Source organism: Mesorhizobium sp. B2-3-13 (assembly GCF_006442195.1).
GTDB lineage: Bacteria > Pseudomonadota > Alphaproteobacteria > Rhizobiales > Rhizobiaceae > Mesorhizobium > Mesorhizobium salmacidum.
This window is the reverse complement of the sequence record NZ_VFVQ01000028.1, coordinates 18,394-36,248: the sequence shown is the minus strand read 5'-3', so window position 1 is coordinate 36,248 and position 17,855 is coordinate 18,394. Positions and strand designations below refer to the sequence as shown.

The 17,855-nt window shown below is 62.6% G+C and carries 13 protein-coding genes and 2 pseudogenes; 13 read left to right on the top strand and 2 right to left on the bottom strand.

The window, feature by feature from the left end; all coding sequences use genetic code 11:
• Nucleotides 1–173: 173 nt before the first annotated feature.
• The gene (locus FJ941_RS25780) at nt 174–467 is read right to left on the bottom strand and encodes a helix-turn-helix transcriptional regulator (protein WP_281405578.1); all 294 of its coding nucleotides are present in this window, start codon (nt 465–467) and stop codon (nt 174–176) included.
• 593 nt (nt 468–1,060) lie between these two features.
• Here FJ941_RS25780 and FJ941_RS25770 point away from each other — a divergent pair.
• The 5 genes and pseudogenes from FJ941_RS25770 (at nt 1,061) to FJ941_RS25750 (ending at nt 5,410) form a co-directional block, all read left to right on the top strand.
• A pseudogene (locus tag FJ941_RS25770) lies at nt 1,061–2,138 on the top strand (PHB depolymerase family esterase).
• A gap of 498 nt (nt 2,139–2,636) precedes the next feature.
• Nucleotides 2,637–3,812 (top strand): zinc-dependent alcohol dehydrogenase, encoded by a 1,176-nt coding sequence (locus FJ941_RS25765; protein ID WP_140510055.1) that lies wholly within the window; start codon nt 2,637–2,639, stop codon nt 3,810–3,812.
• A 10-nt stretch (nt 3,813–3,822) separates the two neighbouring features.
• Entirely contained in the window at nt 3,823–4,371 is a 549-nt protein-coding gene (locus FJ941_RS25760; protein WP_140510053.1) for a hypothetical protein, read from the top strand.
• A 414-nt stretch (nt 4,372–4,785) separates the two neighbouring features.
• Entirely contained in the window at nt 4,786–5,022 is a 237-nt protein-coding gene (locus FJ941_RS25755) for an AbrB/MazE/SpoVT family DNA-binding domain-containing protein (protein WP_140510100.1), read from the top strand.
• Nucleotides 5,019–5,410: pseudogene (locus tag FJ941_RS25750) on the top strand (type II toxin-antitoxin system VapC family toxin). Before FJ941_RS25755 ends, FJ941_RS25750 begins: the two are co-directional and overlap by 4 nt.
• 513 nt (nt 5,411–5,923) lie before the next feature.
• Here the strand turns inward: FJ941_RS25750 and tssH are convergent.
• Nucleotides 5,924–8,668 carry a type VI secretion system ATPase TssH gene (gene tssH / locus FJ941_RS25740; RefSeq protein WP_140510051.1) on the bottom strand — a complete coding sequence of 915 codons (2,745 nt, stop codon included), beginning with the start codon at nt 8,666–8,668 and terminating at the stop codon, nt 5,924–5,926.
• 332 nt (nt 8,669–9,000) lie between these two features.
• Here tssH and tssA point away from each other — a divergent pair, with 332 nt between their 5' ends.
• The 8 genes from tssA to tagH all read left to right on the top strand — a co-directional run bounded on the left by tssA (nt 9,001) and on the right by tagH (nt 17,855).
• A complete protein-coding gene (gene tssA, locus FJ941_RS25735) occupies nt 9,001–10,176 on the top strand; it encodes a type VI secretion system protein TssA (protein ID WP_140510049.1) in 1,176 nt (391 codons plus the stop codon).
• A gap of 5 nt (nt 10,177–10,181) precedes the next feature.
• Nucleotides 10,182–10,718 (top strand): type VI secretion system contractile sheath small subunit, encoded by a 537-nt coding sequence (gene tssB / locus FJ941_RS25730; RefSeq protein WP_027143717.1) that lies wholly within the window; start codon nt 10,182–10,184, stop codon nt 10,716–10,718.
• A 3-nt stretch (nt 10,719–10,721) separates the two neighbouring features.
• On the top strand, nt 10,722–12,227 hold the full coding sequence (gene tssC, locus FJ941_RS25725; RefSeq protein ID WP_140510047.1) for a type VI secretion system contractile sheath large subunit: 1,506 nt from the start codon (nt 10,722–10,724) through the stop codon (nt 12,225–12,227).
• Between the two features lie 81 nt (nt 12,228–12,308).
• Nucleotides 12,309–12,758 carry an Hcp family type VI secretion system effector gene (locus tag FJ941_RS25720; protein ID WP_027143719.1) on the top strand — a complete coding sequence of 150 codons (450 nt, stop codon included), beginning with the start codon at nt 12,309–12,311 and terminating at the stop codon, nt 12,756–12,758.
• Entirely contained in the window at nt 12,745–13,497 is a 753-nt protein-coding gene (tssE, locus tag FJ941_RS25715; RefSeq protein ID WP_140510045.1) for a type VI secretion system baseplate subunit TssE, read from the top strand. Before FJ941_RS25720 ends, tssE begins: the two co-directional genes overlap by 14 nt.
• A 1-nt stretch (nt 13,498) precedes the next feature.
• Nucleotides 13,499–15,373, top strand: a complete 1,875-nt coding sequence (gene tssF, locus FJ941_RS25710; protein ID WP_140510043.1) for a type VI secretion system baseplate subunit TssF — start codon at nt 13,499–13,501, stop codon at nt 15,371–15,373.
• On the top strand, nt 15,337–16,404 hold the full coding sequence (tssG, locus tag FJ941_RS25705; RefSeq protein ID WP_140510041.1) for a type VI secretion system baseplate subunit TssG: 1,068 nt from the start codon (nt 15,337–15,339) through the stop codon (nt 16,402–16,404). The genes tssF and tssG overlap by 37 nt, the downstream gene beginning before the upstream one ends.
• Nucleotides 16,401–17,855, top strand: coding sequence for a type VI secretion system-associated FHA domain protein TagH (tagH, locus tag FJ941_RS25700; RefSeq protein WP_140510039.1), 1,455 nt, complete (start codon nt 16,401–16,403; stop codon nt 17,853–17,855). The genes tssG and tagH overlap by 4 nt, the downstream gene beginning before the upstream one ends.

The following is a 17,855-nucleotide window of genomic DNA, read 5'->3' as shown; positions in this document are numbered from 1 at the left end:
CAGCCTGTCAGGCGCCAGGAGGAAAGCTGGGTGCGTGTCACGGAGACCAAGGGCGAAAAGCGAACCTTCGCTTACGTTTGTCGGACGGCATGAGCGCTTCCGTGGCGGTCCCTTCCTTTAGGAAATGCCAAGGTTCACCCTCACTTTTCCCTCATCGATATGTGGAGTTTTCTTCATTCCGCCGCGCGATTTGTCTGCCGGCGGCGCCACGTTCTATTGCCGGTCCGGCGACTAGTCTGCCCTTCAGAGCGCGCTAGTAATGGGCCCCCTTCGGCGGGAAAGACAATTCCCGCTCCTTCGAAAGCCAGGAGCAAGGCGGCGACAGTGCGGGGATGCGGTTTCCTTACCCCGTTTTCAAATTCGCTGATCGTCGCTTCGCTAAGATTGCACTTGGCGCCAAGCCGCACTCGCGACCAGTTCAATAGCGCTCTTGCTGCTCGCGACTGCTCTGCCGTCAGGTTTCGCACTTCATGGACCTCCTTGCCGACGAACAGCGGACCGTGCGGAAGGTTCCCGAAGTATTTCAGCGCGCGCTAACGGAACGGAAGCGGCTCTCAGCATGCCGGCGAGGGCCGATTGTCGTTTGTTCCGCCGTGCTCTTGATCGGGCGACGACTGGATCCACGCGATCAAGTATGACGGGTTCCGCACCCAGCTGATCCTCGATTGGGATGGCGCCCGGGCCGACACCAGGACCGGCAGCGACTGGTCGAAGCGCGAGGAAATCCGATAGTCGCGCTGCCTCGCCGGATAGGGATGCATCTTCTCGTTGGCAGAGTAGTAGCCGCGATCCGTTCGCAGGACCTCAGAGGACAAGGTCACCGGCCGCCCGGACCGCTCTCTTCGCATGCGGCGAGCCGAGGATGGTTGCACATGACCTGAATGTGCCGTCATTACCGCGCCCGCTCCGGCCCCAAGGCGAGGTGTGTTCGCCAGAATGGATGCGCAGGAGAAAACCTGTTCGCATAGGCAGGTATTTATGCTGCAGCGCAGCAACCAACTTGGAAAGGCGGCGTTCCGGTATTTGATCTGCTTTGGATTTCACGCAAAAGGATGCCGACATGAGAAGTCTCGCCGATATCGTCGCACGCTTGGCTGCTCGGCGAAAGCAAAGCAACTCGGTCGTGGCCGGTGACGTCGGAAGGGATCGATTTTCCGAACTTCAGGCGTTCGGGTCCAACCCAGGACGGTTGCGGGGCTGGACATACCGCCCCAAGGACCTCGCAGCGGATGCACCTCTGGTCGTTGCTCTCCATGGCTGCACGCAGTCGGCTGTGTCCTATGACCGCGGCACGGGCTGGTCGAGGATGGCAGATCGCAAGGGCTTTGCCGTGCTCTATCCAGAACAGCAGCGTAGCAACAATGCCAATCTTTGTTTCAACTGGTTCGCCCCAGACGACACCCGAAGAGGCTCGGGTGAGGCACTTTGATGTGGACCGGACTGGGATCTTCGTCACCGGACTTTCCGCTGGCGGGGCAATGGCCGCCGCGATGCTGGCCACTTATCCGGAAGTCTTTGCGGGCGGGGCCATCATAGCTGGTCTACCCTATGGCAGCGCCACTACCTTGCCGCAGGCATTCGACCGTATGCGAGGTCATGGCGGCCCAACCGCGAAGCAGTTGGCGTCGGCAGTCAAGCAGGCGTCCGGTCACTCCGGACCGTGGCCGAAGCTCTCCGTCTGGCATGGAAGCGCCGACACGACGGTCAGTCCCGTCAATTCCGACCAACTCGTCCGGCAATGGCTTGCACTTCATGGACAAAGTGAAGCTCAAGCCGACACCGCGGAGCGGCAGGGCTATCGCCGCGACGTTTGGAGGGATGCTACGAATCAGGAAGTCGTCGAATCCTACCTCATCCCAGGTATGGCGCACGGGACACCTGTGGACTCGGCAGACGGCTTGAGTGACGGCGGATCTTTTATGATCGACACCGGCATATCATCCACTTCGCTTATCTCCCGGTTTTGGGGACTAGCCGGCACTGAGGGCCAGTCGCCAGACGCCCATCCATCGACGAGATCGGCGCGACACTCCCCTTTGGCGGTCGCGCACCCGCCGTTCCAGCCGCCGAGCGGCTCGGACGCCGGCCCTGGTCAGATTATCGAAGACGCTCTTCGCGCTGCCGGCTTAATGAAATAGAGTAACGGCCATACTTTTGTTTCAGGCCAGCCCCCGAGCCTCCCTATTCGAAAACGGGACCGTTAACGCGCGACTTTAGGCATCCTTGGCGTCGGGAGGTCAGGTGTGCCGGGAACGCTTTTGTTGAACTTTAAACCCTCCACTCCCGCAGGATCACACCCTGAAGCTGCTTCTGGACAATTGAATCGATCATGGTCGGGCCGAAGCTGGGCTCCCCGATGGAAATCCAGATTATTATCCCAGGCTTCGCCACCGCAGTCTAAAGCCGCCATGAGCCTGCCAGCTGACTGCAAGCGGCCCAACGGGAACATTAGGCGATGATTTGGCGCAGGCGCCGGTCTCCGGCCGGCACAAGCGAAAGATTCGTCCTTGTCCCGGAACATAGAACGACCGTCGAGGTTGGACGGCAGCGGGCACAGTCGACCAACCGAACTGCAGCGGCTCGCTTCGGAGAGGCGTGAGCCCGCCATAAGGACCTGGCGAATAGAGGAGCGACCTATGCGAGCGTTGGTCTGGCACGGCAAGGAAGACATACGCTGCGACGAGGTTTCCGATCCCGAGATTGAGGATGAACGCGACGCGATCGTCAAGGTGACGAGTTGTGCGATCTGCGGCTCCGATCTCCATCTGTACCACAACTTTGTGCCGGCCATGCTGCCCGGCGACATCATGGGTCACGAGATGATGGGAGAAGTCGTCGAGATAGGCTCGGGGGTCAACGGCGCTCTCAAAAAGGGGGACCGCATCGTCGTACCCTTCACCATCATTTGCGGTCAGTGCGACCAGTGCAAGCGGCAGAATTTTTCCGTTTGCGAACGCACGAATCGCAAGAAGAACCTTGCCGAGAAGGTGTTCGGGCACGCGACGGCGGGATTGTTCGGCTACACCCATCTGACCGGCGGCTATCCCGGCGGACAGGCCGAGTATGTGCGGGTGCCCTTTGCCGACATGACGCACATCAAGGTGCCCGACACTCTGACCGACGAGCAGGCGCTTTTCCTCGGGGATATCCTCCCCACGGGATGGCAGGCAGCTGCCCAGTGCGACATAGAGCCCACCGATACGGTTGCCGTGTGGGGCTGCGGCCCTGTCGGGCAGATGGCGATCCGCAGCGCGCTACTGCTCGGTGCGGGGCAGGTCGTAGCCATAGATTACCTGCCGGAACGGCTTTCGATGGCCGCGGCAGGCGGCGCCATACCCGTCAACTTCGCTGAGGAGAGTGTCGTCGAACGGCTGAACGAGCTCACCAGCGGCAAGGGTCCGGAGAAGTGCATCGACTGCATCGGCATGGAAAGCCACGTTTCGCTCGCCCAGCCGGACACCGTTTGCGACCGCGCAAAGCAGATGGTGCTGAGTGAAAACGACCGGCCGCACGTTCTGCGCGAAATGATCTACGTCTGCCGGCCGGCCGGCGTGATCTCGATCCCGGGTGTCTATAGCGGTCTGCTGGACAAAATCCCGATGGGGCAGGCAATGAACAAGGGGCTCACCTTCCGCATGGGACAGACGCATGTGAACCGCTGGACGGACGATCTGCTGCGCCGCATCGAGGAGGGTCAAATCGACCCGTCTTTCGTCATTACCCACACCGTGGGGCTCGACCAGGGGCCCGACATGTACCGGGTGTTCCGCAACAAGCAGGACAGTTGCATCAAGGTGGTACTGAAACCGTAGGAAAAACGTCATGAACTTGGTTGCAAAACTCACCAACATCAGCAGATCGCCTGGCGATCCCAAAGTGCTGAAGATCGGCCCGAGCGTGATCGGCGCGGCCGACAGCCTCGCGCGCAAGCTAGGCTGGCTCAGTATAGCGCTGGGCGTCTTCGAACTCGTAGCGGCAGACAGGGTTGCCGGCGCGCTCGGTATGAGTGGGAAGGAAAGCCTGATCCGGGCTTATGGGACTCGCGAAATCAGCAGCGGCATACTCTCGCTTTCGGTGGACAAGCCGGCGGGGATGTGGAGCCGGGTAGCGGGTGATGTACTGGACATCGCAACGCTATTGCCCGCGTTTCGGCATGAAAATCCGAAGCGCGGCAATGTGGGCCTTGCACTTGCCATAGTCGCCGGCGTGGCATTGCTCGACCTCGTCGGCGCGCAAGGCGTAACCACACGCCATTCTCGCGGCCACGTCAAACCGCGCGATTACAGCGATCGCACCGGCTTCCCGGGCGGCCTCGCCGCCGCCCGGCAAGCGGCCCGCGCGGGTCGTACTTCAGCAGCCGGGGCCGCCTGAACAGGTCGCGGCGCCAGGCGACGCGAGCCGGATGGCCGCGTGCGAGGTCCATCAGGATCGCGCGACGTGTTTCCTGCCTAGGCCAGGTTCTGGAAACCCGTCAGGGCGAGCCTCGCTTGGGCAACTCCGCCGCTTCCGCTACCTGTCTTTGCAGACATCTTCGGGAGCGCTCTGCCCAATCGGAGCCATCCCTGACCTCTGTCCAGTCGAGTTCGCGCTCGATTGTGTCCCGCGACCCTTCTGCAGGATCTCGCTCCAGGGCTGCGTCAGGGTCGTATCAATCTGGCCAGCGCGGCCCTTGCCGCGGCGACGGCACGATTTCGCCATCCTCAGGTCCCCCTCATCTGTCTTTACTCCTCGCCTCTTGGCGGCACGTATCTGGGGTGCTTGCCTGTCAAGTCCGGGTTCTGGAAATTGCCCACTCAGGGCCAAGTCACGCTCAAGCGGGACTTGCTGCAACATCTCGGCATCAAGCCGGGAGAACGGGTCGATTTTGAGAAGCTTCCCGGCGGCGAATTGCGGGTGCGGGCGGCGCGGCCGACCGGCACGATTGACAGCTTCCTTGGACTGCTCGCCGGCAAGACGAAAAACGTCGCCACGATCGAGGACATGAACGAGGCCGCCGCCGCCGGTTGGGCGGGCGAGGAGTGAAAGTCACCGTCGACACCAACGTGCTGGTCCGGAGCGTCGTCCGCGACGATCTAAAGCAAGCCGCCGCAGCAGACAAGGTGCTGAAGAGGCGTCGCTGATCGCCGTTTGCCTGCCGTGCCTGTGCGAATTGGTGTGGGTGCTGCGCCGGGTCTATGGCTTCGAACATCCGGTCTGCGCGACCGCAATCCGCGCATTGCTCGATACCGGAAACGTCGTCATGAATCGACCCGCTGTTGAGGCCGGGCTTGCGTTGCTGGACGCAGGGGGCGATTTCGCGAATGGTATCATGGCCTATGAAGGCACTTGGTTGGGCGGCGAGACCTTTGTGTCGTTCGATAGAACGGCTGTGAAGCTACTTTCCAGGGAAGCCGCAAAGCTGCTGTCGTGAACGCCGCCTTCATTGGCGGCTCGTGGCTCCGCTGGATCGGCGAGACATGGTTCCTGTTACGCTCAACTGCTTCACCCTGCTGCCCGTCCAGAGACTCAGCAATGGCGATCTATATGACCCAAGGGCGGCCGGAATTCTGTTCGTGCTGCCAGGGAAAGTGGCCATGATGTTGGCGCTGTCCAGGCGCTATGGGGCTCCAGTCGTCCTGCAAATCCCTGGATTTGCCAAAGGCAGGAGTGAAGACGGCGGCGAAACGCGTGTCGCATTTGCGCTCTCGCGCCGGCGGCACTCTGACCACAGGCCATCGACGACAGGAGCGCCCTGCGCGGTTCGCTGCTCGTCACTCTCATATGCCATCGCTACGCCGGCGATCAGGCTGGTAATCCCTGTCGCCTCCTCGCGGCCGAACAAGCGGATGGATCGCGTCAGCATCGATGAAACGACGGGGCAGCCAGCTGCACGTGTGACCCAGATCGTGGGCGCGAACGCGTGACGGCGAATCCTGATCGGGCTCTATTCGAAAGAGTAGGTAAATCCTTTCGCCGAGGCCCCGACGATGACTTTCGTCATCTTCTTGCCCTCGAGCGCGCGATTGAGCACGCCGCGGCTGAGTTCCGGCAGCAGCGTGTTGGTGAGGATGCCGTCGATCATGCGCCCGCCGGATTCGATCTCGGTGCAGCGCGCTTTGATCATATCCAAGACACCCTCGCCGATCACCAACTCGGCTTCGTTGGTTGCTTTGAGACGCCGCGCGATCTTGGCGAACTGGTGTGTTGCGATCGCCTCGATCATTTTGTCCGAGAGCGGGTAGTAGGGGATTGTCACCACGCGCCCGAGAAAAGCGGCAGGAAATACTTCCAGCAGAGGACCGCGCAAGCCGGTGTCCAGATCGTCGAGGCCGATACGCAAGGTGCCGTTCCTCGTGCGATCCATGATGACCTCGGACCCGACATTCGAGGTGAGCAGGATCAGCGTGTTCTTGAAGTCGATCCGGCGGCCCTCGCTATCGTCCATCATGCCCTTGTCGAAGACCTGGAAGAAGATCTCGTGCACGTCCGGATGCGCCTTCTCGACCTCATCGAGCAGGATCACCGAATAGGGCTTGCGCCGCACGGCTTCGGTCAGGATGCCGCCCTTGCCAAAGCCAACATAACCGGGTGGCGCGCCCTTCAGCGTCGAGACCGTGTGCGCCTCCTGGAATTCGGACATGTTGATCGAAATCAGGTTCTGCTCTCCGCCATAGAGCGTCTCGGCCAGCGCCAAGGCTGTTTCGGTCTTGCCGACGCCGGAGGGGCCGCAAAGCAGGAACACGCCGACCGGCTTTTCCGGCGCGCCAAGGCCGGCGCGGCTGGTCTGCACGCGTCGCGCAATCATTTCCATCGCATGGTCCTGACCCACGACGCGCTCGGATAAAGTGGCGGCCAGCTTGAGCGCCTTCTCAGTCTGGCTGGATAGCATGCGTCCGGTCGGAATGCCGGTCCAGTCCTGGACGACGGCGGCCACGGCATTGCGGTCGACCGACGGCAGCATCAACGGCGTCTCGCCCTGCGCGGCGGCAAGTTCGGCCGTCAGTTCGCGCAATCGTGCCAGATCAGCTGCGGAATCGCGCGCTGGAGCAGGCTCCTGGGCGGCAAGCGCCTTTGTCTTGCGCGCCTCGCCACCTGGGACCTCGAGAGCTTCGGCCGTGGCTTCCTCCCCCTCCTCCGGGTCAAGGGGCATACCCTTGCCACGGAGTTTGGCACGAAGGTCAAGAATCGCGGCCACAAGCGCCTTTTCGCGATCCCAGCGTGCTTGCGCTGCCGCAAGCGTGGTCTCGGTTTCCGCCAACCCGGCCTCCACGCGAGCCTGTCGGTCCGTCACTTCGATGCCGATCGCCGCCTCGCGGCAAATGATGCCTTTCTCGACTTCGAGTGCCTGGCGACGGCGCAGGATGTCCTCGACCTCGGCAGGCGTCGCGTGCTGAGAGATGGCAACGCGGGCGCAGGCGGTGTCGAGCAGGCTGACCGCCTTGTCGGGCAGCTGCCTGGCCGGGATGTAGCGGTGCGAAAGGGAAACCGAGGCCTCGATCGCCTCGTCCAGGATTTGCACCTGATGGTGCTGCTCAAGAACGCCGGCGACACCACGCAACATCAGCACGGCCACCGATTCGGAAGGTTCGTCGATCTTGACCACCTGGAACCGACGGGTCAGCGCCGGATCCTTCTCGATGTGCTGCTTGTATTCGGCCCACGTCGTGGCGGCGATGGTGCGGAGCTCGCCGCGCGCGAGAGCAGGCTTCAAGAGATTGGCTGCATCGCCGGTTCCCGCCGCGCCACCCGCGCCGATCAGTGTATGCGCCTCGTCGATGAACAGGATGATCGGTGTCTCTGAGACCTGGACCTCGTCGATGACAGCCTTCAGCCGCTTTTCGAACTCGCCCTTGACGCTGGCGCCCGCCTGCATCAGGCCGACATCGAGCATGCGCACGCTGACATTCTGAAGCGGCGGCGGCACGTCGCCCTGGGCAATGCGCAAGGCAAAGCCCTCGACGACCGCCGTCTTGCCGACACCCGCCTCGCCTGTCAGGATCGGGTTGTTCTGCCGGCGCCGCATCAAGATGTCGACGATCTGACGGATCTCCGCATCGCGGCCGACGACCGGATCGATCTTGCCATCACGGGCGCGCTGAGTGAGGTCGGTGGCGTATTTGGCGAGCGCCGAGTCACGGCCCGGGCCGCGTTTCATCGGTGTTTCGGCGGCAGCTGTCGCGGGCGGTGAGCCGGATTCGAGCGAGCCTTCAATGACCTCGGCGAACCGCGCAATGGCCCCATCAGCATTGATCTTGTCGAATTCGGCGCTGATCTTCGAAATCAGCCCCTCCAGCACCGGTGTCTTCAGGCAGGCGAGAAGAATATGCGCGCTGCGCACCTCCTCGACCCCGAATTCCAGTGTGGCCAGGTTCCAGCCTTCCTGTATGGCGTGGAAGATGTGATCGGAGAATTCCTCCACCGAGGTCGCGCCGTAGGGCAGCTTGTCGACGGCACGGGTCATATCCGCCGTCAGCCGACTGACATCCAGCCCGGCATCAGCGACGATCATCTGTACATCCGAGCGCTCGGACAGCACCAATTGCTGGACGAAATGGACGAGCTCGACATACGGGTTGCCGCGCAACTTGGCCGTGTCCGCGGCGGCCTTGAAGGCGCGCACCCCCGTGGGATTGAGCTTCGCAACAAGTTCCTTGCGCTTGAAACTCTGCGACGACCGGCGCTGTTCCATTTGAACCTGCCCCCGAAATCTGCTGACCCTACCCTGCCACAGAAGCAGCTGCTTGACAAAGCCGTGTGAGGAGACGGTCCTTCTGACCTGTCCGCGCGGCACCTTGTGGTTACACAAGCCTAGCAAACTCCTGCAAAGAACCCGAACTGCAATCCGAAATACGCGAGCCATTGCACATACCCGGTCCGCCGATCGCCGCATGGGTTTCGTTGAAAGATAACCGAGCATTCAGCTTCTGTTGGTTTTCGAGCATGTGCTCAATTGTCGTGGCATGGGACCGATGATAACGTTGCGTCACATATGAGGCGCGGAGCCGCTCGCTGGGGGTACGTGTGATTGATCTCGCACTCTGGCTGAATCCTCTGGACGGTGCGAATCCGTCGGGAGCGGATTTGCGCAACGACCCGGCTTTTCACGAGCTGGAGCGGCTGACGGAAGCCCAGCTCAAGGTCGTGCACGACGGCGGCAGCAAGCCTTCGCAGTCAGCCAGCTCGGTCGACTGGGCCGCCATCCTCCAAAAAGCGGAAGAATTGCGCTCACGCGGTCGGGATTTGCGCCTTCTGGTCATCGTCACGCGCGCGCTGGCCAATGAAGAGAGGCTTGCCGGCCTCGCCCAGGGCCTGACCCTGATCGCAAAGACTCTCGACCAGTATTGGGATTCAATGCATCCGGCTTTACGGCCGGCTGGCGCGCCTCGCGACGCGGCGCTGCGACGCATCAACGCGCTGCTTGACCTCCAGAACGGGCAAGAAGGCCTGCTGGCGAACCTGAGGCAGACCGTCTTCTTCTCACCGCGCACGATCGGGCCGATCAGCGGGCGAGACCTGGAACAGGCAGCGCTCGACGAGCGCGTCATGCTCCAGGAAGCTGCCTCCGGCCTGGGGAACGCCGAAAAGGCGGCGCTAACGGCCGCGCATAACCAGATGCTGAACCGGGTGCGCACCGCATGCGCGGCGCAGATCGATCAGGCCGTGGACGCCATCACCACCCTTTTGAGCGATGCGCGCGCTGCGATTTCGGCGCTGGATGCGGTCGATACCGCGCTCAACGCCCACATCGACGGCAATGGCGCGGCCGTTCCGGATTTGAAGAAGTTCCTGCAGCGCTTACTGACGACGCTGGAGTGGAATTCCAGCGCTGCCGCCGTGGCCAACGGTGCGGCAATGCCTGCCCCGCAGCCGTCCCAACCGGCATCGGCGCCCCCTCGAAACGGACATGGAGCCGAGACGATGGCAAGTGTGGCAAGCTCTGCGCAAACCAGCACCGGCCTGCCTGACCGGATCTACTCGCGTGACGAGGTCGTCAAATGCCTCGATCTCGTGGTTGAATTCTACGACCGCACCGAGCCGTCCAGCCCGATCCCGCACCTCGCCCGGCGCGTGCGGCGGATGGTGCACATGGATTTCGTGGAACTGATGGAAGATCTCGCCCCGTCGGGGCTGAAGGAATTCCGGCTGCTTGCCGGTGTTTCCGATCCCAAGAAGCCGGTCCAGAAGGATGAAAGGTAACAACCATGCCAGCAGAGAGCAAAGCCAAGGTCATCGAAAGAAACCGCGCGCCGCGAGTGCAGATCGCCTACGACGTCGAAACCTACGGCAGCCCGACGACGATCGAGTTGCCGTTCGTCATGGCTGTCATGGCCGACCTTTCCGGCGCCTCGCAGACCAAGGAAGCGTCAAAGTCGGTCCTGGATCGCAACTTCGTCGAAACCGACGCCAATCGCTTCCCGAAATTCATGGAGGCGATGGGGCCGCGCGTAAAAGCGCGCGTGAAGAACACGTTGCCGCAAGTGGAAGGGGCCGAGCGGGACGAGGAATTGGCGATCGATCTCACCTTCTCCAAAATGGGAGATTTCGCGCCCGACAAGATCGCCGAGCAGGTGCCGCAACTGGCCGAGATCCTCAAGATGCGGCGCCAACTCGAGGAACTGCTGGGCTTCATGGATGGCCGCGTCGACGCTGAAAAGCGCATTGCGCAGCTTCTCAACAACGAGCCGCTGCTGAGCAAGATCGCCGGCCAGGCGATCTCTGACGGCAAGGGCGAGGAATAAGTCATGGCCGAACAGCAAAAGACCGCAGCCGCAACCGCCGAGGCGGAAGCTATCGATCTGGGCGAATTCAGCGGGCTCCTTGAAAAGGATTTCAAGGTCAGGAAGGACGACACCGAGAAGCTCCAGCAGTTGGTGCGCAACTTGGCGCTGGCCGCACAGTCGCGATCCGAGACGACGACCATATCATCCAACGCGATCAAGTCGATCAAATCGCTGATTGCGGGCATCGACAAGATGCTGACGACGCAGGTTAACGAGATCCTGCACGCCCCCGAAGTGCGGGAGATGGAAGGCACCTGGCGAGGCCTTTGGTACCTCATCAACAACACCGAGACGGATACCAAGCTCAAGATCCGGGTGATGAACATCTCCAAGGAGCAGTTGGCCGACACGCTGGAAGACTATGAAGGCCAGATGTGGGACCAGAGCCCGATCTTCAAGAAAGTCTATACCGACGAGTATTCGATGCTGGGCGGCGAGCCGATCGGCTGCATCATCGGCGCCTACGAGTTCTCCAACCACCCGCGCGATGTCGGACTGCTACGCAACATCTCGGGTGTCTGTGCCTCGGCGCACACGCCGTTCATCGCGGCCGCCTCGCCGCGGCTGTTTCGCATGGACAGTTGGCAGGAGCTGCCAAACCCCCAAGACCTGCAGATGATCGTCAACAACCCGGCCTATGCCTCATGGCAGTCGCTGCGTGAGAGCGAGGACGCCCGCTATATTGGGCTCACCATGCCGCGGGTGCTGGCACGCCTGCCCTACGGCTCGGAAACCGTTCCGGTGAAGGGCTTCACCTTCGAGGAAGAGGTGGGCGGCGACCATAACAAATATGTCTGGATGAACGCCGCTTTCCCGATGGGCGTCAACATCAACCGCAGCCACAAGCTGTATGGCTGGGGAACGCAGATCCGCGGCGTCGAGAATGGTGGCACGGTGCTCAATCTGCCGGTGCATGCTTTCCCGACCGATGACGGGTCAATCGCGATGAAATGCCCGACCGAGGTCGCCATCGATGACCGGCGCGAGGCGGAACTGGCCAAGCTCGGTCTGATGCCGATCTTGCACCGCAAGAACACCGACCTCGCAGCCTTCATAGGCGCGCACTCACTTCAGGACGACGAGACGCGGGCTGGGCGTCTGGTCGACCCCGACGCCCAGGCAAACGAACGGCTGAGCGCCAACCTGCCCTACCTCTTCCCGGTCTCGCGCTTCGCGCATTACCTCAAGGCGATCGCGCGCGACAAGATCGGCTCGTTCAAGGAACGCACCGATATGGAGACATGGTTGACCGAATGGATCAACCGATACGTGCTGGCCAATCCAGCTTTCGCCGACGACAAGGCGCGGGCCAAGCGGCCGCTCGCCGCGGCCGAGGTTCAGGTCGACAGCGTCGAAGGCAGACCCGGTTACTACAACGCCCGTTTCTATCTGCGTCCGCATTACCAGTTGGAAGGCATCAACGCCTCCCTGCGGTTGGTGTCGGAACTGCCGTCGGTGAAGGGCTGAAACGCAGCGAAGTCATCTTGTTTGGTTTGAAAGCGGTGGAGAAAGACAATGCCGACCACAGAAAGAAGTGACGCTCCTTCCATGAAGATCGATGGTTTTTTGAAGGTTCCCGACATCAAGGGCCCGAGCAAGCGCGACGGCCACGAAGATGAGATCGAAGTGCATGGCGTCGATTACAAGATCATGGCGCCCTATGATCCCAACTCGCTTTCGCGACGCGGCCGCGTGTCGATGGGAATGATCAAATTCTTCAAGCACTACGACAAGTCGTCGCCCTATTTGAAGAAGGCGCTATTCGAGAACAAGGCGCTCGACGAGGTGGTGTTTTCGGCACGCCGCACCATTGACGGCGAGACCAGCGACTATCTGGTCGTGACGCTCACCGACGCCTCGATCATGGAGTACGATATGCGGCAGGCCGCCGATGAGGCGGACCTTATCGAGGAAGAAGTCAGCTTCGCCTACAAAAAGATCAAGTTCGTCTACGACAAGGACGACGAGATCGAAATGGACGTCTATGTCGGCAAGTGAGACCAAGCGGCCTGGCGCGAGGGCGCAGCTTGGCGGCAGTTCGCGCGCAAGGCGCGAAGCGGTTCAGCCGTCCCTGTGGGACCGCCTCGTCAACGACTTGCCAGGACTGACGTCGGAGATCGATGGGCTGCGCCGTCTCTTGGAGGAAGAGCTCGGCGCCGAGCGCGTCGAGGCTCTTCTTGCCGGCAATGCGCGCGCCATCGATGCCGACGCCGAACTCACATCCGAGCAGAAACGGCGCCTGCACCGCCTGGTCTTCCAGGCCCAGCATCGCGCCGAGATCGAAGGCCGCGGCGTGGTCGTTTCGGCACGCGTGTTGAGAGAGGCCGTGCGGCGCGACATCGAGGCCCTGTTCAACACCGAGCGTTTCGAATCCGTACCGATGCTCTCGGACGCCGAACACGAACAGCCCCTGGAGGAACTGCCCTCGCTCGCTGACTTTCCGCAGGTGCGCCGCAGCGTGGTCAATTTTGGCGTGCCGTCTTTTTCCGGCCGCTCGTCGCGGGATTTCGACCGCGATGGGCTGGCACGCGAAATCCGCGCGGTGCTTGCCACCTTCGAGCCGCGCCTGAAGGAGAGCGCCACGATCATCAACGTCACGCTTGGTGACAAAAACGTCGGCCTCAAGATCGAGATCGACGCGGTGCTGATCATGGCCCCGACACCGGAGCGCATGCGGCTGCGCACCACAATCAATCTCGACAACGGCCTGGCACGAACCGAATTCCGGGAGACCTGAGATGGATCGGGTCTTTGTCGAATATTACGAAGAAGAACTGACCCATATCCGGGCGCTGGCCGCGGAATTCGCAGACATGCATCCGGCGGTTGCTCGTAATCTTTCCCTCGACACGGTCCCGTGTCCCGATCCTTATGTGGAACGGCTGCTTGACGGCGTTGCCTTCCTCGCCGCGCGCACCCGTCTGAAGGTCGACGCGGAGCGCTCGCGCTTCTCGCGCGCCGTGCTCGATGTGCTTTACCCCGATCTGGTGGCGCCGGCGCCGGCGACGGGGATGGCTGTGCTGAAACCCGGCCAGCAAGTGCACTCGATGATCGCTGGCCACGCCATCGCGCGCGGCACGCGACTGGTCTCCACCCTGCATCCAGGGCTTTCGACACGCTCCACCTTCACCACCGCGCAAGAGGTCACGCTGTGGCCGATCGCCATCACCTCGGTCAGCTATTTCCAGGATCGTAGCGCGCTCGCCGCCGCCGGAATCGCGCCGGTCGGCGACATGCGTGGCGAAGCGGCCTTGCGCGTCACCTTCGCCCGGACAGGAAAAGGCAAGCTCAGCGACCTGTCGCTCGATCGTCTCGACCTCTATTTCGCCGGCCGTGCCAAGGCGCCGGTGATTTTCGATGCGATCTTCGGCGCCTGCTCGGCCGTCGGCGCGCGGGCGCAAGGCAAGACCAATGCGCTATCGGCGCTGCCCGAACCCGAAATGATAGGTATTCACGACGACGAAGCGCTGATGCCGCGCACCCGTCCCACCTTCGAGGGATATCGGCTGCTGCGCGAATATTTCATGATCCCGGAGCGCTTCCATTATGTACGGGTTGCCGGCCTCCAGCCGGTGGTGCGCGCGTGCGAGGCGGGGATGGAGATCATCTTCCTGTTCCGGCGTGCGGTGCCTGAACTCGCCGATGTGACGGCTGCCGAATTCGAGCTCTTCGTGACGCCGGTCATCAATCTCTTCGAACGCGAATGCAACGACATTGAGATCGATCCGCGCAAAACGCGCCAGGTGCTGCACGCCGACCGCACCCGGGCGCGGGATTTTGAGATATTCCGGGTCACCCGGGTCGAGGATGCCGACGCGGAGAGCGGCGAGGCGACAATTCCCGAACTGTTCAGCCTGGGGCAAAACCGCGGCAGCGGCTGGGTCTATTCGACTGAGCGACGTCCGCGCCGGGCCACCGAGGACGAGCGGCGCGACGGCCTGACCCGCACCTCCTACACGGGCGATGATGTCTTTATCGCCGTCTCGCGCCCGCCAGGAAGCACGCCAAACCGGCTGCTCAAGCGCCTCGGCATCGTGGCGCTTTGCACCAATCGCGACCTGCCGATCCTGGACGACACGCCGACGCTTACGCTGGAGACGGCCGATCCGGTCGAAGCGGTGCGCTTGCTTGGGGCACTGCGGCCGCCGCAGCCGGCCATCCCGGCATCTCTGCCGGCCGGGGCTGAAGGTGAATCGCGCGCCGACAACCTTGCCTGGCGGCTGGTGGCGCAGCTCTCGCTCAACTTCCTCAGCCTTGCCAAGGAAGGCCGTGGTGTCGATCCGCTGCATGCTTTGCTCGACCTCTATGCCGATCGGGGCGATCCGGGTCTTGCCCGCAACGTGCACTCGATCGTGCGCATCGATTCGCGCCCGGTGATCGAGAGGCTCCGGATCGATGGGCCAATGTGCTTCGGACGCGGCACCGAGGTCACACTGCATATCGACCAATCCGTGCTGGCCGGTCAAAGCTTATTGCTGCTTTCGGCCCTGCTTTCGCGGCTGTTCGCCCGCCATGCGGGCATAAACGGATTTGTGCGGACCCGTACGCGATTGCTGCAGAAGCAGGAGGATGTGCCATGGCCGATGACGCCCGGCAATCGCTACCTGATCTAGCGCAGCACGCAATGGTCGCGGCCGAAGCGTTGTCGGAAAGCTTCGACTTTTTCGAGTTGCTGCGACGCCTGGAGCAGCGCGGCGGATTGTTCGGCCATTCCGGAACGGCTGACCGCGAGCCGGCGAGACTCGGCCAGCATGTGGGTCTGAGCTTTTCGGCCCGGGACGTCGTCAAGGTCGAGGACGCCGGGGACAAGGCCCGGGCGCGAGTGACCGTCGCCAATTTCGGGCTGCTTGGACCGGAAGGACCGATGCCATTGCATCTGACGCGCTGGGTGCTCGACCGGCTGTCGCAGCGCTGGTTTACAGGGGCCGATGCCGAGCAGACCAGCGACACGACCTTCGTCGATTTCGTCAACATCCTGCAGCATCGGATGATAGCGCTTTACTACCGCGCCTGGGCCGATGCGCATCCAGCGGTGCAGGTCGAGCGTTCCGTCGGTGGGCACGTTCGAGCCATGCTGGAGGCAATGTCGGGGATCGGCCTCCCCGGGACGCAGGACCCCGAACTCGAGACAGTGCGCCTACGACAGGCTGGATCGCTGGCCAACCAGGTCGACGGCGTGGAGCGGCTGACACTGTTTCTCACCACGGCCTTCAAGGTGCCGCTGCGGATCAAGGAGTTCGTTGCCGCTTGGATCACCATACCCACGCCACTGCAGACGCGTCTCGGCAAGGCCTATGCCGGGCTCGGACGCGGGGCGACGATCGGGCCGCGGGTGTTCAGCCGCCAGAGCAGGATCGAATTGCGCGTCGGTCCGCTGAGCCTCGACGAGTTCAAGTCTTTCCTGCCCGGCGAACGGCGCCTAGGCCTGTTCAAGAAAGCTGTGCGCGACATGATCGGCGAAGCGCTCGATGTCGATTTGCGCATCGTGCTGGCGCGCGATGACGTGCCCCCGCCACGGGTCGGGACTGTCCAGCTTGGCCGGACGGTCTGGCTCGAACGGCCCGCAGATAGGGGGGATGCCGACGATCTCAGATTGCACACCATCGTCGGCTGGCGGCCCGAAATGGCGGAGGCGGCCGCATGACCCTGCTGCTGACCCTGGAACAAGGCCCTCGGTCGCAAGTGGTCCGGCAGACCCGCCTGGACGAGGGCGAATTGGTGATCGGGCGCAATGCCGATGCTGGCTGGCAGATCGACGACCCGGACATGTTCGTCTCGCGCGCGCATTGCAAGATCAGCGGCAACCAGGACGGCTATTTCGTTACCGACACGTCGAGCAGCGGATTGTTCGTCGACGATTCCGACAGCCCCGTAGGACCTGGCAGGTTGATGCGGCTGCAAAGCGGCATGCGGCTGCGCATGGGCGATTACGTGTTCCATGTCGAGATTCAGTCCAAAGCGAGCCAGACGTCAGCCCGCCCGGCCCCGGTCGCCAGCCATACCACGCCGGCGTGGTCATCGTTGCGAGCGCGAACGCCGGCCAGCATCGGCAGCGACGACTTCTTCTCGGCCAGGATCGAGGAAGAACCGCGCACGCCCCGTCCAGCGGATTTGCCCAACCCGTTCGAGCAGCCCGCGCCGGGGGCTTATGATCGCGCATCGAACCAACGCAGTTCGCCTGCCTTTGATGACCCGTTCAGCCTCGACCCGGTGGCAACGCCGCAAGCCAGCGACGCCGCTGCCGCGGGCCAGCCGGATCCCTTCGGGTTGGGCGAAATGTCTTCGCCCAGCGATGCGTCCTGGCACACAGCAAAGCCGGCCAGCTTCGATGACGATTTCAGCCTTGGGCCGGCCGCTACGCCACCTCTCAGCAACGGCGCCGATCCCGCAGGACGTGCCCAGCATCAGGCTGAAAAGCCCCGCGCCGGCAATCCTTGGGATATGCCGCAGGCAGCCGCATCGCAGGCACCGCGCCGAGCCGTTGCAGCGGCGAAGCTGGCGCGCCCGGCGCAGCCAGCAGCAAGCGATATGGCGCTTCGCGCCGCATTCTTGCGCGGCCTGGGTGTCGAGGACGCCGATTTTCCCGGCCGCGATGCGATCGCCGAAATGGAAAAATTCGGTCGTGAATACAGGCTGATGCTGGAGGGCCTGATGCAGCTCCTGCGCAAACGCGCTGAGGAGAAGGGAAGCGCGCGTGTCGCCCAGACGATGGTCGGCGCTTCCGAGGTCAATCCGCTTAAATTCCTGCCGACGGTCGAGGATGTCGTCGTCACCATCATCTCGGAACGCAGTCCGGGCTTTCTCTCCGGCGAGGCGGCAATCGGCGACGCGGTGAAGGATCTTGCACAGCATCACGTACGCGCCTGGCGGGGCGTCCAGGCAGCACTTCGGCGCATGATCGACCGTTTTGATCCTGCCGCGATCGAAGAGGAGCTCAAATCGAACTCCGCCATCGGCAATCTGCTCTCCGGCGGGCGTAACGCCAAGCTGTGGGAGCTCTACCAGAAACGCCATCGCGACATCGCCCAGAGCGCGGAATCGAGTTTCCTGGGCGAGATCGGCGCAGACTTCAGGGACGCATATGAAGAGGAGTAG